At 73.2% G+C, this 22,817-nt stretch carries 20 protein-coding genes; 7 read left to right on the top strand and 13 right to left on the bottom strand.

Annotated elements, in window-relative coordinates:
• The first annotated feature begins 29 nt into the window (after positions 1–29).
• The 4 genes from CK485_RS24895 to CK485_RS24880 all read left to right on the top strand — a co-directional run bounded on the left by CK485_RS24895 (position 30) and on the right by CK485_RS24880 (position 4,730).
• The gene (locus tag CK485_RS24895; RefSeq protein ID WP_109454066.1) at positions 30–806 is read left to right on the top strand and encodes an FCD domain-containing protein; all 777 of its coding nucleotides are present in this window, start codon (positions 30–32) and stop codon (positions 804–806) included.
• A 96-nt stretch (positions 807–902) separates the two neighbouring features.
• Complete coding sequence (locus tag CK485_RS24890) at positions 903–1,610, top strand: gamma-glutamyl-gamma-aminobutyrate hydrolase family protein (RefSeq protein ID WP_109454065.1); 708 nt, start codon at positions 903–905, stop codon at positions 1,608–1,610.
• Between the two features lie 53 nt (positions 1,611–1,663).
• Entirely contained in the window at positions 1,664–2,455 is a 792-nt protein-coding gene (locus CK485_RS24885; protein WP_109454064.1) for an HNH endonuclease family protein, read from the top strand.
• 85 nt (positions 2,456–2,540) lie between these two features.
• Entirely contained in the window at positions 2,541–4,730 is a 2,190-nt protein-coding gene (locus tag CK485_RS24880; RefSeq protein ID WP_109454063.1) for an FUSC family protein, read from the top strand.
• A 20-nt stretch (positions 4,731–4,750) separates the two neighbouring features.
• Here CK485_RS24880 and CK485_RS24875 read toward each other — a convergent pair whose 3' ends face one another.
• The 3 genes from CK485_RS24875 to CK485_RS24865 form a co-directional block, all read right to left on the bottom strand.
• On the bottom strand, positions 4,751–5,464 hold the full coding sequence (locus tag CK485_RS24875; RefSeq protein ID WP_241968611.1) for a helical backbone metal receptor: 714 nt from the start codon (positions 5,462–5,464) through the stop codon (positions 4,751–4,753).
• A 175-nt stretch (positions 5,465–5,639) separates the two neighbouring features.
• Positions 5,640–7,460 (bottom strand): ABC transporter permease/substrate binding protein, encoded by a 1,821-nt coding sequence (locus tag CK485_RS24870; protein WP_109454061.1) that lies wholly within the window; start codon positions 7,458–7,460, stop codon positions 5,640–5,642.
• The gene (locus CK485_RS24865) at positions 7,453–8,529 is read right to left on the bottom strand and encodes a betaine/proline/choline family ABC transporter ATP-binding protein (RefSeq protein ID WP_109454060.1); all 1,077 of its coding nucleotides are present in this window, start codon (positions 8,527–8,529) and stop codon (positions 7,453–7,455) included. The genes CK485_RS24870 and CK485_RS24865 overlap by 8 nt, the downstream gene beginning before the upstream one ends.
• Before the next feature lie 294 nt (positions 8,530–8,823).
• Between CK485_RS24865 and CK485_RS24860 the strand changes: the two genes are divergently transcribed.
• The 3 genes from CK485_RS24860 (at position 8,824) to CK485_RS24850 (ending at position 11,852) form a co-directional block, all read left to right on the top strand.
• Positions 8,824–9,765 carry a 5'-3' exonuclease gene (locus CK485_RS24860; protein ID WP_199239498.1) on the top strand — a complete coding sequence of 314 codons (942 nt, stop codon included), beginning with the start codon at positions 8,824–8,826 and terminating at the stop codon, positions 9,763–9,765.
• A 113-nt stretch (positions 9,766–9,878) separates the two neighbouring features.
• Positions 9,879–10,730, top strand: a complete 852-nt coding sequence (locus CK485_RS24855; protein WP_109454058.1) for a siderophore-interacting protein — start codon at positions 9,879–9,881, stop codon at positions 10,728–10,730.
• 174 nt (positions 10,731–10,904) lie between these two features.
• Complete coding sequence (locus tag CK485_RS24850; RefSeq protein ID WP_109454413.1) at positions 10,905–11,852, top strand: ADP-ribosylglycohydrolase family protein; 948 nt, start codon at positions 10,905–10,907, stop codon at positions 11,850–11,852.
• A 54-nt stretch (positions 11,853–11,906) separates the two neighbouring features.
• Here the strand turns inward: CK485_RS24850 and CK485_RS24845 are convergent, their stop codons facing one another.
• The 10 genes from CK485_RS24845 to CK485_RS24800 all read right to left on the bottom strand — a co-directional run bounded on the left by CK485_RS24845 (position 11,907) and on the right by CK485_RS24800 (position 22,757).
• Positions 11,907–14,741: a DEAD/DEAH box helicase gene (locus CK485_RS24845; protein WP_109454057.1), complete on the bottom strand. Its 2,835-nt coding sequence runs from the start codon at positions 14,739–14,741 to the stop codon at positions 11,907–11,909.
• A 77-nt stretch (positions 14,742–14,818) separates the two neighbouring features.
• Positions 14,819–15,748 (bottom strand): twin-arginine translocase subunit TatC, encoded by a 930-nt coding sequence (gene tatC / locus CK485_RS24840; RefSeq protein ID WP_109454056.1) that lies wholly within the window; start codon positions 15,746–15,748, stop codon positions 14,819–14,821.
• 191 nt (positions 15,749–15,939) lie between these two features.
• Complete coding sequence (locus CK485_RS24835; RefSeq protein WP_109454055.1) at positions 15,940–16,143, bottom strand: hypothetical protein; 204 nt, start codon at positions 16,141–16,143, stop codon at positions 15,940–15,942.
• Between the two features lie 87 nt (positions 16,144–16,230).
• Positions 16,231–16,464: a hypothetical protein gene (locus CK485_RS24830; protein ID WP_109454054.1), complete on the bottom strand. Its 234-nt coding sequence runs from the start codon at positions 16,462–16,464 to the stop codon at positions 16,231–16,233.
• 13 nt (positions 16,465–16,477) lie between these two features.
• Positions 16,478–17,407 (bottom strand): WYL domain-containing protein, encoded by a 930-nt coding sequence (locus CK485_RS24825; protein WP_109454412.1) that lies wholly within the window; start codon positions 17,405–17,407, stop codon positions 16,478–16,480.
• A 42-nt stretch (positions 17,408–17,449) separates the two neighbouring features.
• Positions 17,450–18,421 carry a WYL domain-containing protein gene (locus CK485_RS24820; RefSeq protein ID WP_109454053.1) on the bottom strand — a complete coding sequence of 324 codons (972 nt, stop codon included), beginning with the start codon at positions 18,419–18,421 and terminating at the stop codon, positions 17,450–17,452.
• Between the two features lie 128 nt (positions 18,422–18,549).
• Positions 18,550–18,921 carry an FKBP-type peptidyl-prolyl cis-trans isomerase gene (locus CK485_RS24815; RefSeq protein WP_109454052.1) on the bottom strand — a complete coding sequence of 124 codons (372 nt, stop codon included), beginning with the start codon at positions 18,919–18,921 and terminating at the stop codon, positions 18,550–18,552.
• 64 nt (positions 18,922–18,985) lie between these two features.
• Entirely contained in the window at positions 18,986–19,972 is a 987-nt protein-coding gene (locus CK485_RS24810; protein WP_109454051.1) for an FKBP-type peptidyl-prolyl cis-trans isomerase, read from the bottom strand.
• Between the two features lie 163 nt (positions 19,973–20,135).
• The gene (gene pafA / locus CK485_RS24805) at positions 20,136–21,497 is read right to left on the bottom strand and encodes a Pup--protein ligase (protein WP_109454050.1); all 1,362 of its coding nucleotides are present in this window, start codon (positions 21,495–21,497) and stop codon (positions 20,136–20,138) included.
• Between the two features lie 9 nt (positions 21,498–21,506).
• Positions 21,507–22,757 carry an MFS transporter gene (locus tag CK485_RS24800; RefSeq protein WP_109454049.1) on the bottom strand — a complete coding sequence of 417 codons (1,251 nt, stop codon included), beginning with the start codon at positions 22,755–22,757 and terminating at the stop codon, positions 21,507–21,509.
• Positions 22,758–22,817: the final 60 nt, after the last annotated feature.

Raw genomic sequence — 22,817 nt, 5'->3', positions numbered from 1 at the left:
GTTGGGAAGAGGGCGCGGGAGGAAGATCGATGAGCGAGTCGCGGGACGCCGGGGACGACAGCCCCCCGGGCGGCGACGAAGGGCTGTCCACCGTGCTGCGGCCGGTGCGCGCGGGCAGCGGTTTCGAGGAGGCGCTGGAGCAGATCCTCCAGGTGCTGCGGCTCGGCCTGGTCTCCTACGGCGAACGCCTGCCGTCGGAGCGGGAGTTGGCGGAGCGGCTGCGGATCAGCCGGGTCACGCTGCGGGACGTGCTGAAAGTGCTCCAGGACCAGGGCCTGGTGGAGAGCAGGCGCGGGCGGTACGGCGGCACCTTCGTGCGCTACCGGGCGGGCGCGCTGGCCGACGCGGGCACGGGCGCGGCGGGACGCGACGAGCTGCGCCGGCGGGTCGAGCAGATCGACGTGGCCGACGTGCTGCGGTTCCGCGAGGTGCTGGAGGTGGGCGCCGCGGAGCTGTGCGCGTCACGGGAGCTGACCGCCGAGGAGGAGGACCGGCTACAGACGTGCCTGGCGGCCACCAACGACGCGCCGCTGGGCGAGTACCGCAGGCTGGACACCCGGCTCCACCTGACGCTGGCGGAGCTGTCGGGGTCGCCGTCGCTGGCCGCCGCGTACGCCGGCGTGCGGGCCACCGTCAACGACCTGCTGGACCGCATCCCGCTGCTGGTGCGCAACCTGGAGCACTCGCAGAACCAGCACGCGGCGCTGCTCGACGCGATCCTGGAGGGCGACACCGACGGGGCCCGCGAGATGATGCGCGAGCACTGCGCGGGCACGGCGTCACTGCTGCGCGGCTTCCTCACCTGACCCGCGGCACCCACGGCGAACCAAAGGTATGGTTGCGTACCATTGAGCCACGGCGGGCCCGGATGCCGTGGCAGGGCCGGACGGGGAGGCGACGCGTTGGACCGCAAGCCGCTGATCGGGATCAGCACCTACTTCACCGAGGCGCACTGGGGCGCGTGGTCGATGCGTGCCGCGCTGCTGCCCGCCTTCTACCCCTCGTACGTGCGCGCCGCCGGCGGGCTCGCGGTGATGCTGCCGCCGGACGAGACGCCGGACGGGGCCGCCCGGCTGGTGGAGCGGCTGGACGGGCTGGTGCTGGCGGGCGGCGAGGATCTCGACCCCGCACTGTACGGCGCCGCGCCGCACCCGCGCACCGGCACTCCCTGCCCGGAGCGCGACGCGTGGGAACTCGCCCTGCTGCGGGCGGCGTTGGACTGCGGGCTGCCGGTGCTCGGCATCTGCCGGGGCATGCAGCTGATGAACGTCGCCGCGGGCGGCACGCTCGCCCAGCACCTGCCCGAGACGGTCGGCCACGACGGCCACAACCCCCGCCCCGGCGTCTTCACCGACCACGCGGTCGAGACCGTCCCCGGCACCCGGATCGGCGAACTGCTGCCCGGATCGTTCGGCGTGGCGAGCCATCACCACCAGGCGGTGGACCGGCTGGGCGCGGGCCTGGTGGCCTCGGCGGCGGCGCAGGACGGCACGGTGGAGGCGCTGGAGGCCACCGGAGCGGGCTTCGCGCTGGGCGTGCAGTGGCACCCGGAGGTCGGCGACGACACCCGGGTGGTGCGGGCGTTGGTGGAAGCGGCGGCGCGCGGGTAGGAGTCCGTCGCGGGGTGGTGTGGCCGCGGCTGCGGCGGGGAGGGGAAACGATCATGCGCGGGCGGTCGTCGTCGGTCGGTGCACGTCGGTGGGCCGGGGTCCCGGTGGCCGTGGTGGCGGCGCTGGCGCTGGTCCCGGGGTGCCGGGCGGCCGGCGGTGACGCGGCGGGCGGCCCGGCGGGGCCCGGGCCCGCGACGTCGGCCGCCGCCGGTCACGCCACCAGCCCGCTGGCCGACCCCGACGGCACCAGGCCGGGCCTCGCGCCCCTGACGACGAGCGCCGACCGGGCGGCCGCGCGGGCGCTGATCGCGAGGGTCACGACGAAGGGCCGCGGGCCCAGGACCGGTTACTCGCGCGAGCAGTTCGGCTACGCGTGGACGGACTCCGCCCAGGGTGTCCCCTACGCCCACAACGGCTGCGACACCCGCGACGACGTGCTCAGGCGCGACGGCCAGGACGTGGTGTTCCGGGCCGGGTCGACGTGCGTGGTGACGTCGATGACGCTGGACGACCCGTACACCGGAAAGGTCATCGACTGGACCAAACAGCACGCCGCCACCGTGCAGATCGACCACGTGATGCCGCTGTCCTACGACTGGCAGATGGGCGCCGCCCGCTGGACCAGGGCCGAGCGCGAACGGATCGCCAACGACCCCCTCAACCTCATGCCGGTCGACGGCCCCGCCAACTCCGCCAAAGGCGACTCGGGCCCCGCGAGCTGGCTGCCGCCGAACAAGGCGATCCGGTGCGCGTACGTGGTGCGGTTCGCGCAGGTGTCGCTCAAGTACGCACTTCCCGTCACCGGCCCGGACAAGGCCATGATGCTCCGCCAGTGCGGAGGCTGACGCCCGGGACCGCTCGACGGCGTCCGCCGAGGAGCGCGCGTTCCGCGAAGTCGCGGGGTGCGGCGGCGCGGCCTACGCTCGGGGCGTGCGCGGGCTGCCTCACGGTGTCGTCGCGCGGCTGCGCGAACGGGACCCAGGACTGCTCACCGTGCGGCACGCGGTCCGCACCACCACGGCCGCGGTCGGCGGCTTCTACGCCTGCCGCTACGGGCTGTCCGACCCGGTCATGGCCGTCTACGCGCTCTTCGCCGCGGTCGCCCTGGGCGCGCTGTCGCAGCTCGGCGGTGGCCCGGCGCGCCGGGCGAGGACCCTGCTGTGCGTGCTGCCCGTCGCGTACGCCCTGATCGCGGCCGGCACCGCGCTCGCGGTGCGCACCTGGGCGGCGGCCTGCGGGATGCTGCTGGTGGGGTTCGTCGTGTCGTACGCGGGCGTGGGCGGACCGCGTGTGGTGGGCCTGAGCAGCGGGCTCCAGCTCTTCTACATCCTCCCGTGCTTCCCGCCGTACGATCCCGGCTCGCTGCTCTCGCGGCTGGCCGGAGTGACCATTGGCGTCGTCCTGCTGGCCGCGGGCGAGCTCCTCCTGTGGCCCGATCCGCCGCCTCCCCGCTACACCGACCGCCTGGCCCGGGCGGCGGACGACCTCGCGGACGTGGTGGCGGCGCCGGCGGACCCCGGTCGTGCCGAGGGGGCGCTGCGCCGCACCGGGGAGGCGATGGAACGGCTGCGGTTCAGCACCGTGCCGCCCATGCTGCGTCCCGCGTCGCCCGGGGTGCGCGACCGCGCGCGCAGCCAGGCGGCCGCCGCCCTGCGGTACGCCGCCGCGCGCTGCGAGCGGCTGCCGGCGCTGGTGGAGGGCGTGAACGGGCCCGATCCGCGCGTCACCGGCCTCCAGGACGCGACGGCCCGCGCGCTGCGCGAGGCGGGCCGGGCGTTCGCCGGTTCGGGACCCGCGCCCGCGGCCGGGCCGCTGGACGAGGCGATCGCCGCGTTCACCGCGGAGCGCGAACGCGCCGCCGCCCGCCACACCGGCCTGCCGGACCTCACGAGGCTGCGCATCAACTGCGTCACCCTGGACATCGCGGTCGTCGTGCGCTTCGTGGTGCTGACCGCCCGGGTGTGCCGGGGCGCGCCGACGCCTCCGGACGACACGCCGCCCGCCGAGCGCCCGGGCCCGCTGTGGTACGCCGACCGCGGTCCGGTGGAGTTGTGGTGGCACCGGGCACGACTGCACCTGACGCCGCGCTCCGTCCCGTTCCAGAGCGCGGTGCGCACCGCGCTCGCGCTGGTGGCTGCGCGCGTGGTGGCCGGGACGCTGGACCTGTCGCACGGCTTCTGGGTCATGCTGGCGACGCTCACGCTCATGCGCGGGTCGGCGTCCGACACCCGTACCGCGCTGCGTCCTGCGCTGACCGGGACGCTGGTGGGCGCCGCGGTCGCCGCCGCGCTGCTGCTGGGCTTCGGCCACCGCCCCGTCTTCTACGTGGCCGCGCTGCCGGTGGTGATGCTGGTCGCGTTCGTGCTGGGACCGTTGCTGGGGGTGGGCTGGGGGCAGGGGCTGTTCACCGTGGTGGTGGCGATGGCGTTCGGCCAACTGGCGCCCGCGAACTGGCGGTTGGCGGAGACACGGGCGGAGGACGTGCTGGCCGGGGCGCTGGTGGGTGCGATGGCCGGGCTGTGCGCGTGGCCGCGCGGCGGCAGTGGCGAACTGTGCCGTACGGCGGCCGGGTTGCTGACCGCGACGGCCCGGGTGGTCGAGGACACCGCGGCCCTGCTGACCGGCCGCCCGCTGCCCCGGCCGGGGCCTGATGACGGCGGCCGCCCGGCGCTGCCCGGCGCACGGTACCGGATGCTGCTGGCGGAGGCGGCGTTCGCCCAGTACCAGAGCGAGCGCCGCGATCCGCGGATGACCCGTGTCGACTGGCAGGCGACGCTGCTGGCGGGGCAGTTCCTGGTGCGCGGCACGGAGGCGTTGCTGCGCCGTTGTCCGCCGGACGCCCTGGCGGCGTCGCCGCGCGCCGCGGACCACCTGCTGCGGTCGGCCGCGGCCACCGCCGGCGCCTACCGCGAGGAGGCGGCACGCGTGCGGGCCGCCCGGGCGGACCGGTTGCCCGGCCCGGCCGCCGAGGCGCTGCCGGTGGCGCTGCACGCGGCGGCGGCCGACCACGCGGACGGCCCGACGATGCTGCACGTGGGTGACGCCGAGGTCTGGCTGAGCGCGGCCGTCGAGAACCTGACCCGGATCTCCCCCGGGCAGCGCGCCCCGGCGGGCTCATGACCCCTCGCGTGCGAGGCCGGTCAGCCCCGCGCGGCCCGCAGCGCCTCCCCCAGCACGGCGGGCGCCTGCGTCAACGACGGTCCGTACCAGGTGAGGTGACGGCCACTCACCAGTGCGGCGGGAATGCCGCAGAACGCCTCGGGCCCGTCGTCGGCCGTGAAGCGATAGGGCTCGTCGGGCAGGACCACCAACCGCGCCCCGCAGTCGCGCAGTTCACCGATCGACAGACGTGGATACCGCTCGGAGTGCGTCGCGTAGACGTTGTCCACGCCGAGCCGCGCCAGCAGGTCGCCCGCGAAGGTGTCGCGCCCGAGGACCATCCACGGGCGCCGCCAGACGGGAACGACCGCGCGCGGGCGGCGAGTTGGCGCGTCCACCGAACGCCAGGCGCGCTCGGCGTCGTCGAGCCACCCGGGCCGGGGCAGGCGGCAGCCGTCCACCAGCACCCGGTGCAGTTCACCGAACGCCTGGCCGAGGTCGCGGACCTCGGTGACCATCACCCGCAGACCCGCGTCCCGCAGCGCCGCGAGGTCGGGGGCCCGGTTCTCCTCCTCGTTGGCGATCACGAGATCCGGTGCGAGGCCGGCGACGCGGGCGGTGTCGGGGTTCTTGGTGCCGCCGACGCGTACGACGTCGAGGTCCGCCGGGTGAGCGCACCAGTCGGTGGCCCCGACCAGCAGTCCCGGCGCGGTGACCGCGACCGCCTCGGTGAGCGAGGGGACCAGCGAGACCACACGCACGTGGGGCTCCCTTCGGGGCGACCGGATGCCGCCGATGCTACGGCGTGGCCGACGTACCGGCATACGACGGCGGTGCGGTGCGGACCGCTCCGCACCGCACCGCCGCCTCGGCACCGCGCGGCCGGTACCACGGCGGCGTACCGCTGTCGTACCGGCCGCCGGCCGACGGTCAGGCGGACTTGCCGCCGACCGGTGCCAGCTTGTCGACCAGGCCGGGGTGCTTCTTCAGCCAGTCGCGCACGCCCTGCTGCTCGTTGCCCTGGCCCGCGTCCTGGATGGACGCCTCCAGGCTGGTCAGGTCCTTCTCGCTCAGGTGGAAGTTCTTCAGCCACCCGGCGACGGCGGGGAACTTCGACGGGAAGTCCCTGGACCCCAGGCTGTGGATGTGGTCACCGCTGCCGAACGCGCCCATCGGGTCCTTCAGCTTGGTCAGGCTGTACTTGTCGTACGCCCAGTGCGGCGACCACAGCACGACGGCCACCGGCTTCTTCTGCGCGTAGTCCCGCTGGAGTTCGGCGAGCATGCCGGGGGTGGAGCCGGTGGTGAGGGTGTACTCCTTGTCGAGGCCGTAGGCGGGCATCACCTTGTCCTTGATGATGCTCATCTCGCCCGCGCCCGGCTCGATGCCGATGATCTGGCCGTTGAACTCGGACGCCTTGCCCTTGAGGTCGGCCAGCGAGTGGACGTCCTTGACGTAGGACGGCACCGAGATCTCCTCGGAGGTCGGGCCGTACCAGGAGCCGAGGTCGGTGAGGTCCTTGCCGTACTTCTTCCAGTACTGGGCGTGCGTGGTGGGCAGCCAGGAGTCGGTCTGGAAGTCGACGTTGCCGTCGGCCATGCCGGTGTAGAGCGCGCCGACGTCGTAGGTCTTGGCGTTCACCTTGTAGCCGCGCTCCTCCAGGATCTCCTTCCACAGGAAGGTGGAGGCGATGCCCTCGTCCCAGGAGATGTAGCCCAGGTTGACCGTCTTTCCCTTGCCGACGTTGTCGGCGGCGGAGACCTTGGGGGCGCCGTCGCCGTTGCCGCCCCAGATCCCCACGCCGCCCGCGACCAGCGCGAGGACGACGACGCCCACGGTGGCCACGGCGGTGCTGGGCCGGTAGCGCAGCACCCGCGAGGCGCGCGGCGACGCGGCGGCGGCCTTGGCCAGGGCGCGGCGGCCGACCGGCGAGACCCGGCTGCCGAGGGCGCCGGTCATCCGGTCCAGGTACATCGCCAGGATGACGACGCAGATGCCGCCTTCGAAGCCCAGGCCGACGTTGACCTGGCTGATCGCGGTGAAGACCTGGGCTCCGAGGCCGCCGGCGCCGACCATGCCCGCGATGACGACCATGGACAGGGCGAGCATGATGACCTGGTTGACGCCCGCCATGATGGTCGGCAGGGCCAGCGGGAGCTGGACGCGCAGCAGGGTGTCGCGCGGGGTCGTGCCGAACGCCTCGGCGGCCTCGACGAGTTCGCCGTCGACCTGGCGGATGCCCAGTTCGGTCATGCGCACGCCGGGCGGCATGGCGAAGACGATGGTGGCGATGACGCCGGGGACGGTGCCCAGGCCGAAGAAGATGATGCCGGGGATGAGGTAGACGAACGCGGGCATCGTCTGCATGAAGTCCAGCACCGGGCGCACCGCGGCGGACACGCCCTTGCGGCGGGCGGCGGCGATGCCTACGGGGACGGCGATCACGATGGTGATCACGGTCGCGACCAGGACCAGGGACAGCGACTGCATCGCCGCGCCCCACTGCTGCACGGAGTCCACCAGCGCGAACCCCAGGAACGCCAGCACGGCGGCGGTCAGGCCGCGCAGCCAGAACGCCAGCACGGCCAGGATCCCGGCCATCAGCAGCGGCGAGGGCGCCGACAGCACCGCGTTGACGCCGTCGTACATGCCGGACACGACGCTGCTGACGGCGTCGAAGAGCCAGGCGAAGTGGTGGGTGAGGAAGGTGACGGCGTTGTTCACCCAGTCACCGAGACGCAGCCTAGGCACCGGCCACCTCCTTGTCCGCGAGAGCGGCGTCGCAGGGCAGCGGACCGCCCTCGTGGTCGCCGAGCAGGGTCAGAAGCCGCTGCCGGGGCACCACGCCGAGCAGCGCCCCGGCCTCGTCGCGCACGGCGACCGGGTGCGGCACCCGGGCGCTCACCGCGAGCAGGTCGGCCAGCGGGGTGCGCGGGGTCACGCCCTCGCAGCCGCACGCGCCGGCGTCCGGGCGGTTCGGCTCCACCATGGCGGAGGCGGCGGTCAGGACCCGGGAGCGGTCGACGTCCTTGACGAACGAGGCCACGTAGTCGTTGGCGGGTTCGGTGACGATCTGCTCGGCGGTGCCGATCTGGGTGATCCGGCCGTCGCGCATCACGGCGATGCGGTCGCCGAGCCGCATGGCCTCGTTGAGGTCGTGGGTGATGAAGACGATGGTCTTGCGCAGGGTGCGCTGGAGTTCGAGCAGCTGATCCTGCATGTCGCGGCGGATCAGCGGGTCCAGCGCGCTGAACGACTCGTCCATCAGCAGCAGCTTGGCGTCGGTGGCCAGCGCCCTGGCCAGGCCCACGCGCTGCTGCATGCCGCCGGACAGCTCGTCGGGCCAGGACTTCTCCCAGCCGTCGAGCCCGACGAGCCGCAGCGCCTCGGTGGCGCGGCGCAGCCGCTCGGCGCGCTCGACGCCCTGGACCTGGAGCCCGTACGCGGCGTTCTCCAGCACGCTGCGGTGCGGGAAGAGGGCGAAGTGCTGGAAGACCATGCTGATCTCGCGGGAGCGGACCCGGCGCAGTTCGCGCGGGTCGAGCGCGGTCAGGTCCTGGCCGTCGAACAGCACGCGCCCGGTGGTCGGTTCCAGCAGTCCGTTGAGCATGCGCAGCAGCGTGGACTTGCCGGAACCGGAGAGACCCATGACCACGAAGATCTCGCCGGGCTCGACGGTGAACGACGCGTCGATCACGGCGGCGGTGGTCCCGCCGTCGCGCAGCGCGTCACGCTCCGCCCCGTGCTGGAGCTCGCGCACCGCGTCCTCGGGATGTCTCCCGAAGACCTTGAACAAGTGGTCGGCTTGAAGGGTGGACACACGTACCTCTCGGGTCGAACGAAGGCGGCCCGATGCACCCGGGCCGCTCCAGCCCGAGCCGCTGCCCAAGGTTGTACCGACCAAACAAAGAGTGGTGCGGGTCACAGGAAACGAGGGTGGTACGAGGGTGTATGACCGCTTTACGACCGGAGAGCCCGACGGTGAACGGCGGAGTCCGGCAGGAGACGGCCGGACCGGGTGGCGCGCCGACAGTCAGCCGCCCGTTTCGCCCCCTTCGGCACGCCATCCCTCGCCGCCTCCGGGTCGCGCCGCCGGTAGGGCATCATCGCCCGCATGACCTCACGTCTGATGCTGCTCGACACCGCCAGCCTCTACTTCCGGGCCTACTTCGGCGTCCCCGAGTCCGTGAAGGCGCCCGACGGGACACCGGTGAACGCCGTGCGCGGGCTGCTGGACTTCATCACCCGGCTCGTCGACGACCACTCCCCCGGCGAGCTGGTGGCGTGCATGGACGCGGACTGGCGCCCGCGGTGGCGGGTCGAGCTGATCCCCTCCTACAAGGCGCACCGGGTGGCCGAGGAGGTCCCGGCGGGGTCCGACGTGGAGGAGGTGCCGGACACGCTGTCGCCGCAGGTGCCGGTGATCGAGGCCGTCCTCGACGCGCTGGGCGTCGCCCGCGTCGGCGTCCCGGGCTACGAGGCGGACGACGTCATCGGCACCCTCACCGAGCGCGCCCGGGGCCCGGTGGACATCGTCACCGGCGACCGCGACCTCTACCAGTTGGTGGACGACACCCGCGGGGTGCGTGTGCTGTACCCGGTCAAGGGCGTCGGCACGCTGAACGTCACCGACGAGGCGGCCCTGCGCGAGAAGTACGGTGTGGACGGCTCGGGCTACGCCGACCTGGCCCTGCTGCGCGGCGACCCCAGCGACGGACTGCCGGGCGTGCCGGGGATCGGCGAGAAGACGGCGGCGAAGCTGCTGGCGCGGTACGGCGACCTGGCCGGGATCCAGGCCGCGGCGGCCGATCCGGCGTCCGGACTGACCCCGGCGCAGCGCAAGCGCCTACTGGAGGCGTCCGCGTATCTGGCGGTGGCGCCGAAGGTCGTCAGGGTGGCCCGGGACGTTCCGCTGCCGGAGCTCGATCCGGCGCTGCCGAGCGGGCCGGCCGACCCGGCAGCCCTGGAGAAGCTGTCGGGCCGCTGGGGCCTGGGCGGCTCGCTCCGCCGCACCATTGAAGCTTTGGCCAACGCACACGCCAACGCCCACGTATGATAGACATTTGATACGTCGCCGATATATCGATTGCGGCGAAAAACCCTTCCGCGCGGCGGGATATGAGGTTAGGCTTGCCTAACTCATAGACTTCGTGTGATCAGGGAGTGTGTATGGCTGAGGCCCCGCAGCGCAGGTCGCGTCCGGTCTTCCGGGGGAGCGTCCTGCGCACCGAGCGGTTGACCCCGCACATGATCAGGGTGGTGCTCGGAGGCGACCTCGACGGCTTCACCGCGGGCACGTACACCGACCACTACGTCAAGCTGGTCTTCCCGCAGGACGGCACCGCCCTCCCGGAGCCGTTCGACCTGCGGCGGATCCGCGAGGAACTGCCGCGCGAGCGGTGGCCCCGCACCCGCACCTACACCGTGCGGCACTGGGACCCGGACGCCGGCGAGCTGACCGTCGACTTCGTGCACCACGGCGACGAGGGCATCGCGGGCCCGTGGGCGGCGAACGCGCGGCCCGGCGACCAGCTGCTGTTCACCGGCCCCGGCGGCGCCTACGCCCCGGACCCGGCAGCCGTCTGGCACCTGCTCGCGGGTGACGAGAGCGCGCTGCCCGCGATCGCCGCGGCGATCGAGCGGCTCGCACTCGAAGGGGACGCGGTGGCGCACGTCTTCGTCGAGGTCGCCGACGAGCGGGAGGAGCAGAAGCTCCAGGCCCCGCCCGGCGTCCGGATCACCTGGCTGCACCGCGGCGACCGCCCGGTCGGCGAGGCGCTGGTGGCGGCCGTGCGGGCGCTGCCCTTCCCCGCCGGGACACCGCACGTCTTCGTGCACGGCGAGGCTAATTTCGTCAAGGAGCTGCGCCGCTACCTGCGCGTGGAGCGCGGGATCGAGCGTGAGCGGCTGTCGGTCTCGGGTTACTGGCGCACCGGCGCCGACGAGGACGGCTGGCAGGCGTCGAAGTCCGACTGGAACCGCCAGGTGGAGTCCGAGCAGGAGGGCGGCGCCGCTTCCTGACCCACCCATACGGGGCGATGCCCCGGCGCCCCGTCACCTGACGAGCCGTCGTTCCGACCACGAACGGCCGGTGTTCACCGCGGACCCCGGCCGTTCGCGGTTTTGCCAGACGCTCACTCGCGGATCCGGCGCGTGGCGGCGGCACCGGGCGCGGTGACCGATAGCGTCGCCGGCATGCGACGTGAGGATCGGGTGGCCGGGGCGGTCGTGGGATCCGCGACCGGAGACGCGCTGGGCGCACCCTTCGAGTTCGGCCCGCCCGGAGCGTACCGGGCGCGCTTCCCCGACGGCGCCGGAATGATGTGCGCGGGCGGCGGCTGGGAGGCGGGCGAGGCGACGGACGACACCCAGATGGCCGTGCTGGTCGCCGAGTCCCTGCTGGAGCGCGGCGGCTTCGACCCGGCCGACGTCTTCTCGCGTTTCCAGCGCTGGGCCGCCGCGGAACCCAAGGACATGGGGCTCCAGACGGAGGCCGTGCTGACCTCGGGCGAGCCATGGGACCTGGCGGCGGCCCGGTACTACGGCACCCACCGCCGCGCCGCGGGCAACGGCGCCCTCATGCGGGCGACCACCTCGGCGGTCTACCACGCGGCGCTGGGCCGGCAGGCCACCATGGAGGCGGCCCGCGCGCTCGCCGCCCTCACCCACGGCGACCCGTCCGCGTGGGAGGGCTCGGCGCTCTACCACGAGTTGCTGCGCATCGCGCTGGACGGCGAGGACCCCTGCGCCGGGCTCGCGGACGCGCTGGACGCCGTCGACCCGGCGCACCGCGAACGCTGGGCCTGGGTGCTCGGGCCCGACTGGCATCCGTCGCGGGCCACCGAGTTCAACGGCGCCGTGTGGCCCTGCCTCGGCTCGGCCGTCTGGGCACTGCGCACCACCACGTCCTTCGAGGCGGCCCTCGGCGCGGCGGTCGACCTGGGCGGCGACACCGACACCGTGGCGGCGGTCACCGGCGGGCTGGCCGGGGCGGTGTACGGCCTCGCCGCGATCCCGGCCCGCTGGACGCACCACCTGCACGTACCGCTGCCCGGCAGCCCGGGGCGCGTCCTGCGCACCCCCGAGCTGACCGCGCTGGCCCTGCGGCTGGACGGCGCGGCGGTGGCGGCGGACCGGCGCTGAGGGGCGCGCCCCGGGACGCGGCGGCCAAGGCGGCGGCCCCGGGCGACCGCCACCTCACCCCAGCGAGGAGTACGCGACCACCCCGCGCAGCAACCCGTCCACCGCCTTGCGGGCCGTGCGCCGCACGGTGCTGTCCTGCGGCGCCGCCTCGGCGATCTGGCCCAGCACGTCGATCAGTTGCTTGGTCCAGCGCACGAAGTCCCCGGCGGGCATGTCCGCCTCGCGCAGCACCGCGTCCAGTCCCTTGCCGGAGGCCCACTGGTGGGCGATCCAGGCGAAGCCGAGATCCGGCTCGCGCTGGCCGACGCCCTCGGTCTGGTTGATCTTGTGCCGCTCCTCCAGGTCGTCCAGGCGGGACCAGATGCGTACCATCTCGCCCAGTGCCTCCCGCGCCGCGCCGCCCGGCACCTTCGGTGGCATCGCGTCGTCGGCCGCACGGGCCTCGTAGACCAACGCCGAGGCGCAGGCGGCCAGTTCGGCCGGGCCCAGGTTCTCCCAGACGCCGTCGCGCAGGCACTCGCTGGCCAGCAGGTCCAGTTCGCCGTACAGCCGCGACAGCCGCCGCCCGTCGCCGGTGACGGTGTCGCCCTCCAGATAGCCGAGTTCGGTCAGCAGCGCGCAGATGCGGTCGAAAGTGCGGGCGATGGTGTTGGTGCGTCCCTCGATGCGGCGCTCCAACTGCCGTGTGTCGCGCTGGAGCCGGTGGTAGCGCTCGGCCCAGCGGGCGTGGTCCTCGCGCTCGTCGCAGCCGTGGCACGGGTGGGCCCGGATCTCGGTGCGCAGCCGGGCGATCTCGGTGTCGTCGGCCGCCGCGGAACGGTCCTTGCGGCGCCGGGGCGCGTGGACGCCCGCCGAGCCGGCCTTGGAGCGCATCGCGGAGGCCAGGTCGCGCCGCGACTGCGGGCTGCGCGCGTTGAACGACTTGGGGATGCGCATCCGCTCCAGCGCCTCCACCGGGACGGGGAAGTCCGTCGGCGCCAGCCGCTTGACCTGGCGTTCGGCGGTGAGCACCAGCGGGCGGGGGCTGTCGTCGAAGTCGTGGTAGCCGGGGCGCTGCCGGGAGCGGCCCGGGCTGCGTCCGGCGGGCACGCCCGGGTCCAGCACCAGCGCCAGCCCCGCGAAGCGTCCCGCGGGCACGTGGATGATGTCGCCGGGACGCAGCTTCTCCAGCGCCTCGGCGGCGGCCGCCCTGCGGTGCGCGGCGCCCTGCCGCGACAGCTCCGCCTCGCGGTCCTTCAGCTCCCTGCGCAGCCGGGCGTACTCCTCGAAGTCGCCCAGGTGGCAGGTCATGCCCCGCCGGTAGCCCGCCAGGCCCTCCTCGTTGCGCTGCACCTGGCGGGAGATGCCGACCACCGAGCGGTCCGCCTGGAACTGGGCGAAGGAGGTCTCCAGCAGCTCCCGCGAGCGGTGCCGCCCGAACTGGCCTACGAGGTTGACGGCCATGTTGTACGAGGGCTTGAAGGAGGAGCGCAGCGGATAGGTGCGGGTCCCGGCGAGGCCGGCGAGCGCCCCCGGGTCCATGCCGCGCTGCCACAGCACCACGGCGTGCCCCTCGACGTCGATGCCCCGGCGGCCGGCCCGGCCGGTCAGCTGGGTGTACTCGCCAGGGGTGATGTCGGCGTGCGTCTCGCCGTTCCACTTGACGAGTTTCTCCAGCACCACCGAGCGCGCGGGCATGTTGATGCCCAGGGCCAGCGTCTCGGTGGCGAAGACCGCCTTGACCAGGCCCCGTACGAAGAGTTCCTCGACGACCTCCTTGAAGGTCGGCAGCATGCCCGCGTGGTGCGCCGCGATGCCGCGCTCCAGGCCCTCCAGCCACTCGAAGTAGCCCAGGACGTTGAGGTCCTCGTCGGGGATGGCGGCGGTGAGCTCCTCGACGATGGCGCGGACCTTCGCCCTCGCCTCCTCGTCGTTGAGCCGCAGTCCCGCGTACAGGCACTGCTGGACGGCCGACTCGCAGCCGGCGCGGCTGAAGATGAACGTGATGGCGGGCAACAGGCCCTCGGCGTCCAGCCGTTCGACGACCTCGGGGCGGCCGGGCGTCCAGATGCGGCTGCGCTGGCGGCGGTCGCGTTCGCGGTCCGCCTCGTAGCCCCGGCGGCGGCGGTCGCGCGGGTTGAAGGTGCGGGTGTTCTCCATCCGCGCGAGCCGTACCAGGTCGGGGTTGACCTCCAGGCGGCCGCCGGGGCCGGCGCCGTCCTTCTCCTCGAACAGGTCGTACATCCGGCGGCCCGCCAGCACGTGCTGCCACAGTGGGACCGGGCGGTGCTCGGAGACGATCACGGCGGTGTCGCCGCGCACGGTGTCCAGCCAGTCGCCGAACTCCTCGGCGTTGGAGACCGTGGCCGACAGCGACACGAGGGTGACCGACTCGGGGAGGTGGATGATGACCTCCTCCCAGACCGCCCCTCGGAAGCGGTCGGAGAGGTAGTGCACCTCGTCCATGACGACGTAGCCGAGGCCGTCGAGGGTCTGCGAGCCCGCGTAGAGCATGTTGCGCAGCACCTCGGTGGTCATCACCACCACGGGCGCCTCGGAGTTGACGCTGTTGTCGCCGGTGAGCAGGCCGACCCGCTCGGGGCCGTAGCGGCGGGCCAGGTCCGCGTACTTCTGGTTGGACAGGGCCTTGATGGGCGTGGTGTAGAAGCACTTGCGGCCCTCGCGCAGCGCGAGGTGGACCGCGAACTCGCCCACGATGGTCTTGCCGGAGCCGGTGGGCGCCGCCACCAGCACGCCCTTGCCCGCCTCCATCTCCTGGCAGGCCTCGATCTGGAACGGGTCCAGGTCGAAGTCGTACATCTCGCGGAAGGAGCCGAAGGCGGTGGCCTGCTCGGCCGCGCGGCGCCGGGCGGCGGCGTAGCGCTCGGCTGGTGAGATCTCGTCGGTCATCGTGCCTACGAGCCTACCGGCCGGGTCCGACAGCCCGTGTGATCTTTTCCGGGCCCCGGCTCACCGCTGCCCCGCGATCAGGTGGCGTCGTCGAAGCCGTCCGTGCGGTCGGCCTCCGGCAGCGCGGAGGGCGTCGCGACCGGCTCGACCGCGGGCAGGCCCTCGGGGGTGAGGTCCAGGTCGGAGGCCTCGTCCGGCGAAAGACCGTCGTCGGCCCGCTTCTCCTTGCGGCGGTCGTGGACGAGCGAGATCGCGACGGCGACGAAGTAGAGCACGACGATCGGCACGGCCAGCGCGAGCATGCCGACCGGGTCGGTGGTGGGCGTGGCGATGGCGGTGAAGACGGTGATGCCCATGACCATCCAGCGCCACCAGCGCAGCATCCTGCGGCCGCTGAGGATGCCGCCGAAGTTCAGCAGGACCAGCAGCAGCGGCAGCTCGAAGGCGAGCCCGAAGACGACCACCATCCGCGTCACCAGGTCGATGTAGTCGTCGACCGGGACGAGGTTGGTCACGTGGGCCGGGGTCAGGTGCAGCAGCACCGAGGCCGAGGTCGGCAGGATCGTGTACGCGAAGTAGCCGCCGAGGGCGAACAACGGCACGCCCGCGCTGACGAACGAGATCGCGTAGCGCTTCTCGTGCGCGTGCAGGCCCGGGGCGACGAAGGCCCACAGCTGATAGAGCCAGACCGGGGCCGCGCAGACCACGCCGGCCATCAGCGCCACCTTGAAGGCGATGCTGAACGGGCCGAGGATGCCGCTCACGGTCAGGTTGGCGCACGGGTGGGCGCCGCTGAGCAGTTCGGAGGCCGGGCCGTGACAGCCCACCGCCTTCAGCAGCGGGTGGGCGAGGAACTCGATCAGCCGCTTCTGGAAGTACGCCGCGACCGCGGTGACCACGCCCACCGCCAGCAACGACTTCACGAGGCGATTGCGCAGCTCACGCAGGTGGTCCACGAGCGGCATCCGCCCCTCGGGGTCCTTCGTCTTGCGGGCGGACTTGAGCAACCCACGTCCTCATCTCGTGCGGCAGCCGTCGTCGTCGGCTTGGGTCTCGGTGGAGCGATGGTAACGCGCTGTGGTGAACCCCTGGCAATCCCCGGGGAACCGTCGCGTCACCGCCCCCGGGCGGCCTGGACGGCCCGCGACCGGGGCGGCGCCGTCAGCCTACCCCTCCGGCCGGTACCGTCCGCAGGCGGTCACCGGCGCGCGATCTCGCCCGCCCGGACCGCCAGCGGCTCCGCGGTGCGCTGGAACTCCTCCGCCGCGCCCGCGATCGCCCGCGAACCGGCGGCGATGCTCGCGGAGAGCCTGCGGACCTCCAGGTGGACCCGGATCGCGAGGACACCGAGGACCGCGATCCCGCAGAACGCGAGGCCGGTCCAGACGAAGAGCCAGAGCATGCGGCGAGCCTAGTGCCTCTCCCCCGGCGGCCGGTCACACGGTCCGCCGGGACGCGAGCCGGTCGGGCCGGACAGGCGGGACCGGCGTCAGCCGACGTGCAGCCGCATCGTGCGGACTCCGCCGCCGGTGAGCAGTTCCACGATGCGTTCGCCCGCGGGCTTGCGGACCGCGGCGCCGCAGTCGGGGCAGGTGAAGGAGTAGAACGTGGTCCGCGCGGTGCGTCCGATGGCCAGGCGCAGGGCGGCGGCGGCCAGTTCGAAGCGTCCCCGGCAGTCGGGGCAGGCCGCGCGGAAGACCACGTCGTGCACGGTGGGCGTCATGGTGCGTCGCTCCTCACCGCTCGCCGTACGCCGCGAGCGCCCGCTCGGCGGCGGCCCGGGCGCTGTCGGCCAGGGCCGGCGGGGAGACGATGCGGCCGTCGCGCCCCAGGCGCAGCGCCAGCCTGCGCAGCGACCCCGGGTCGGGGGTGCGCAGGGTGACGCGCAGCCCGCCGTCCGGCAGTTCCTCGGCGCTGTCGTACGGGTAGTACTCGGCGACCCAGCGCCCGCCGGGGCCCACCTCCACGACCACCTCGGGGTCGTCGCCCGCGGGCTGCACCAGACCGGCCGACAGGTCACGCGGCTCGATGGGCGGCGGGTCGGACGGCTCGTCCAGCAGCTTGATCTCCGCGACCCGGTCCAGCCGGAAGGTGCGGCGGTCCTCCGAGAGCCTGCACCAGCCCTCGAAGTAGGTGTGGCCGACCGCGAACAGCCGGATCGGGTCCACCTCACGCTCGGTCAGCTCGTCGCGGGCGGGCGAGTAGTAGCGGATCCACAGCCTGCGCCGCTCGGCGATGGCCCGGTCCACGTCGGCGAAGACACCGCCCTCGGACTCGAAGGTCACCGAAAGCCGCGAGCTGGCCCCGGCAGCCTCACCGGCCGCCGTCTCCAGCTTGGCGCAGGCCCGCAGCAGCGCCTGCCGGTCGCTCTCGCGCAGCCCCGGCAGGGTCGCCACCGCGCGAGCGGCCACCAGCAGGGCGGTCGCCTCGTCGGCGGCGAGCCGCAGCGGCTGGGCGACCTCGTCGGCGGTGGCGGCGTTGTGCCACCAGATGTGTTCGCCGTCGGTGTCGATGTCCAGCAGGTCGCCGCCGCGGAAGCTGGTGCCGCACATGGGCAGCACGTTGAGGTCGCCGATGAGTTCGGCCTCGCTGACCCCGAAGGCGCGGGCCACCTCGCCGACCCGGGCGCCGGGCCGCTCGCGCAGGTAGGTCACCAGGGACAGCATGCGCCGGGTCTGGTCGATCGCGTTGGACACCTCGTGGCCCCCTCAGCCCTTCGCCACGGCGCGCAGCCGGTCGACGACGTCCGCGCGCAGTTCCTCGGGGGCGAGCACCACCGCGTCCGCCCCGAACTCCACCAGCCAGGCGTCGAGCCCGTGCCCGTACGGGATCTCCAGCTCGTCCCAGTCCGCCGCCCACTCGCCGCTCGCGGGGACGGTCTCGACCGCCTTCGCGCGCAGCGGGTAGCCGGCGCCTCGGCGCAGCCGGATGCGGGCGGTGGAGGTGGCGCCCTCCCCGGCCCAGCTCGCCACCGTCTGCCGCACGTCGACGTGGTCGGGCACCTCGGCGGTGAACCGGCCGCCGCGCGGCCGGACCCGGCCGGTGATGCGGCTGAGCCGGAAGACCCGGCGGGCGGCGCGCTCGCGGTCCCACCCGGCCAGGTACCAGTGGCCGCGCCAGCACTCCAGGGCCCACGGCTCGACCTCGCGGGTCTCCGGGCGCACCGCGGTGGCCTTGCGGTACTCGAAGACGACGGGGCGGCGGTCGCGGGCGGCGAGCATCAGCGGCTCGAACGCGGGCTCGTGAGCGGGGATGTGCGGCTCGATGACGCTGTGTCCTTCGCCGCCGTAGCCCTCCTCGGTGAACGGCACGCCGGCCGCCCGCAGCTTCTGCAGGGCGCCGCTGGCGGCACCGGCGAGGCGGGCCTGCTGCCACACCCTGGCGGCCAGGCTCAGCGCGGCGGCCTCCTCGGCGTCCAGGGCGATCTCGGGGAGGCGGTTGCGGTCGCGGCGGGCCACATAGCCGGTCTCGCCGTCGAGCCCCTCGACGGTCTCGATGACCATGCCGAGCTCCCGCAGGTCGTCCTTGTCGCGCTCGAACATCCGGTTGAACGCGTCCTCGGTGCCGATCTCGCGGTAGGCCTCGATGGACAGGCGCAACTCCCGCTTGGCGAGCGGGCGACGGGTGTTCATCAGGCACAGTGCCAGGTTCATCAGTCGCTCGGCCTTGGCGATGGCCACGACGCACCCCTCCTGTTCAGCTGTTCCGCCGTCGAACCTACCGCTCCGCGCGCCCGCCGCAAAAGCCGACGGCCCCCGCCGCGAAGGGCGGGGGCCGCCGTCGGAACGCGGGTGCGAACCAGGCTCGCTCAGACCGCGAGCAGGTCGACCACGAAGATCAGGGTCTCGCCGGGCTGGATCGCCGGGGTGGGGCTCTGGTCGCCGTAGGCGAGGTGGGCCGGGATGGTCAGCTGGCGCCGCCCCCCGACCTTCATGCCCTGCACGCCCTGGTCCCAGCCCTTGATGACCCGGCCGCCGCCCAGCGGGAAGCGGAACGGCTGACCGCGGTTCCAGCTCGCGTCGAACTCCTCACCGGTGCTGAAGGAGACGCCCACGTAGTGGACGGTGACGGTCTGGCCGGCCTTGGCCTCCTCGCCGTCGCCCTCCCAGATGTCCTTGATCTCCAGGTCGGCCGGCGGCTCGCCGCCCGGGAAGTCGATCTCGGGCTTGTCGATGTTCACGTCGGTGCTCCTCAGTGCGTTGTCTGCAACCGGGACAGTCTGCCACCCCGGCCCACGCAGGTGATCAGACGGTGCCCAGGATGTCGACCGAGAAGACCAGCGTCTCGGTGCCCGAGATGCCCGCCTGGGGGTTGCCCTGGGAGCCGTAGCCGTCCGCGGGCGGGATCACGATGAGCACCCGGTCGCCGACGTGCTTGCCGACCAGGGCCTTGTCCCAGCCGGGGACGACCGAGCCGGTGCCGATCTGGAAGCCGGTGGCGCCGCCGTGGTCCCAGGACGAGTCGAACTTCTTGCCGTTGGACCACATGACTCCGGTGTACTGCGCGATCAGGCCCTGGCCCTTCTTGACGACCGGCCCGGTGCCTTGGATCAGCACCTGCTGCTTGAGCTGGGCCGGCGCCTTCTCGCCCTTGGGGATGGTGATGACGGCCGCCTTCTGCGAGGGCGACTGCACGGTCGGCAGACCCGACTGGCTGGGCGCCTGGGCGCCCTTGGCCTCGGCCTTGGCGTCGAAGCTGCCGGCCGCGGCCACGTCGACCACCCACACCAGGGTGTCGGAGGCGGAGATGCCGGACTGCGGGTTGAGCCCGGAGCCGACGAGGTCGCCCGCGGTGCCCTGCACCAGGACCCGGCTGCCGGTCTTCTGGCCGACGACCGCGTCGAGCACCTTCTCCGGCAGCTGCTGGCTGGCCTGACCGGTCTGGAGCACCAGCTGCTGGTGCGGGCTGTTCGCCGACGAGGTGGTGGTCCAGGAGCTGACGATGGGCTGCCCGGTCTTCCAGTTCTCCGCCTGGACGTCGACCCGGACCCAGTCGCCCTTCTTGATGGCCGAGCCGGAGCCCGCGTCGAGCGTCTTGACGACGGTGCTCTTCGACGGGTCACCCTTCTTGGGGATGGTGATGGCGGGCTTGCTGCCCTCCTTGCCGGTGACCTGGGCCACCGCGCCGGAGGAACCGCTCGATGAGTTGGATCCACAGGCCGCCGCGGTGAGCAGGAGGGCCGGTGCCACCAGCATCGCGGCGGCGCGTCGTACGAACGTAGTGCGAGTCATCAGTCCAACCGGGGTCGCGAGCGGGCAATGCGGCCCACTGTACGACGAAGGAAGGGCCCCGTACGAGAAACGTACGGGGCCCCGGCGCTCGCTTGACGCCTCATGTGACTCGTGTGATGAACGTATGGAGATCGTGGCGGGCGCCGATCGCCTCACGACCGGATCACATTCCGGCGATCAGCTTCTCCACCCGGTCGTCCACCGAACGGAACGGGTCCTTGCACAGCACCGTGCGCTGCGCCTGGTCGTTCAGCTTCAGGTGCACCCAGTCGACGGTGAAGTCGCGGCGCTGCTCCTGGGCCCGCCGGATGAAGTCCCCGCGCAGCCGCGCCCGGGTGGTCTGCGGGGGCACCGACTTGGCCTCGAAGATCCGCAGGTCGTCGCAGATCCGCTTGGCCTGGCCCTTGCGCTCCAGCAGGTAGTACAGCCCGCGGCGGCGGTGGATGTCGTGGTACGCGAGGTCTATCTGCGCGATCCTGGGGTGCGACATGGTGATGTTGTCGCGCTTGCGGTACCGCTCGATGAGCTGGTACTTCATCACCCAGTCGATCTCGGTGCCGATCGACGACAGGTCGCCGGAGCCGATCGCCTCGAGGGCGCGGCCCCACAGGTCGAGGACCTGCGCGGTGACCCCGCTGCGGATGCCCCGGCGCTCGCAGAAGTCGACCGCCTTGGAGTAGTACTCCTCCTGTATGTCCAGCGCGGAGGCCTCCCGGCCGCTGGCCAGCCGCACCTTGCGGCGTCCCGTTATGTCGTGGCTGACCTCGCGGATGGCCCGGATCGGGTTCTCCAGGGTCAGGTCGCGCATCACGGTGCCCGCCTCGATCATGCGCAGCACCAGGTCGGTGGCGCCGACCTTGAGCAGCATGGTCGTCTCGGACATGTTGGAGTCGCCGACGATGACGTGCAGCCTGCGGTAGCGCTCGGCGTCGGCGTGCGGCTCGTCCCTGGTGTTGATGATGGGGCGCGACCGCGTGGTGGCCGAGCTGACGCCCTCCCAGATGTGCTCGGCGCGCTGGCTGACGCAGTAGACCGCGCCGCGCGGCGTCTGGAGCACCTTGCCCGCGCCGCACAGCAGCTGACGCGTGACCAGGAACGGAATCAGGATGTCGGCGAGGCGGGAGAATTCACCGTGCCGGGCGACGAGATAGTTCTCGTGGCAGCCGTACGAATTGCCCGCGGAATCGGTGTTGTTCTTGAACAGATAGACGTCGCCGGCGATCCCCTCCTCGTGGAGCCTGCGCTCGGCGTCCACCAGCAGGCCTTCCAGGATGCGCTCCCCCGCCTTGTCGTGCGTGACCAGTTCGGTCACGTTGTCGCACTCGGGAGTGGCGTACTCCGGGTGCGAACCCACGTCGAGGTAGAGACGGGCGCCGTTCTTCAGGAAGACGTTGCTGCTGCGACCCCATGACACGACACGGCGGAAGAGGTACCGCGCCACCTCGTCCGGCGACAGGCGTCGCTGTCCCCGGAACGTGCACGTGACGCCGTACTCGTTCTCCAGCCCGAAAATGCGGCGGTCCATGACTGAACATTACGCCTGATGACTACTGCTGAAACCGGGTTCGGCGGGCACGGTTCGATCATTTTCCTTCCGCTGCCGCAGGTTTGGCGCGGCGAGAAAGCGGCTACCGGCCGACAGGACCAGCAACGCGACCGTGCCGCCCGCCCCCGCGACGGCGAAGGCGGCCCGCGCGGCGCCGTACTGGGCGGCGGGACCGGCCGCGGCGGTGCCCACCGAGGCGCCGACGCCGAACGCGGTCACCAGCCAGGAGAACGCCTCCGTGACGGTGCCCGCCGGGGCGTGCCGGTCGACGACGACGAACGCGCAGGCGAGCACCGGCGCGAGGAACAGCCCGGCGAGCGCGGACAGCGCGGTCATCACCGCGACCGGCGCGTCGGCCACCAACGGCAGGTAGGAGACGGCCAGGGCGAGCATCAGCAGCCGCAGCCGCCGCTCCGGCACGCCGGCCCAGGTGCGCGTGCCGTACGTGACCCCGCCGACGAGCGCGCCGAGGCCCAGCGCGGACAGCAGCCAGCTGGAGACCATGCCGCCGCCGTGCGCGTCGGCGTAGGCCACGGCGGCCACCGCGATCGAGCCGAGCGCCAGCCCGACGAAGAACAGTGAGCCCAGCAGCGTCAGCAGGCCGCGTGAGCGCAGCGGCCCGAGCCAGTGCGCGTCGCGCTCCCCCGCCCGCCAGCGGCGCGAGGGCCCGGAGGTGACCACGCACAGCGTGCCGGCGACGCCGACCAGCGCCAGCGTCACCAGCGCGGCGGCGGTCGAGGCGGCGGCCACGATGAGCGTGACCAGCAGCGGGCCGACCGCGAACATCACTTCCTGCGCGGCGGCGTCCAGCGCGTAGGCGGCGTGCACCTGCTCCTGCCGTCCGCCCAGCACGCTCGGCCACAGGGCCCGCAGCGCGCCCTCCAGCGGCGGCGCGGCCAGGCCCGCCACCGCCATCGCCGCGCAGGCCACCGGCAGCGGGCGGGGGCCGGTCAGGGCGAACAGCGTGGTCGCGGCGGCGGAGACCACGGCGCCGCCGAGCAGTACGCCGGGCTGGCCCCGCTTGTCGACCAGCCGCCCCAGCACCGGCTGGCCGACCGCGTTGCCGAGCCCGTAGACCGCGGACAGCGCTCCGGCGAGGGTGAAGTCGCCGCCGTGGGCCCGGGTGAACAGCACGATCGCCAGCGCGGCGGTCGCGTTGGGCAGCCGCCCGACCAGAGTGCCGGTCAGCAGCCGCAGCGCGTGCCGGGTACGCAGCAGCGGCAGATAGCCGGTCGCCATGTCCTCCCCGTTCCCGCGAGCCCGTGCCCGCGGTGTCGTGCGCGGCTCACCCACGCGAGG

The organism is Streptomyces sp. ICBB 8177 (assembly GCF_003144095.1).
Classification (GTDB): Bacteria; Actinomycetota; Actinomycetes; order Streptomycetales; family Streptomycetaceae; genus Streptantibioticus_D.
Note: the sequence above shows the minus strand (reverse complement) of the source record. Positions and strands in the feature narration are given on the sequence as shown.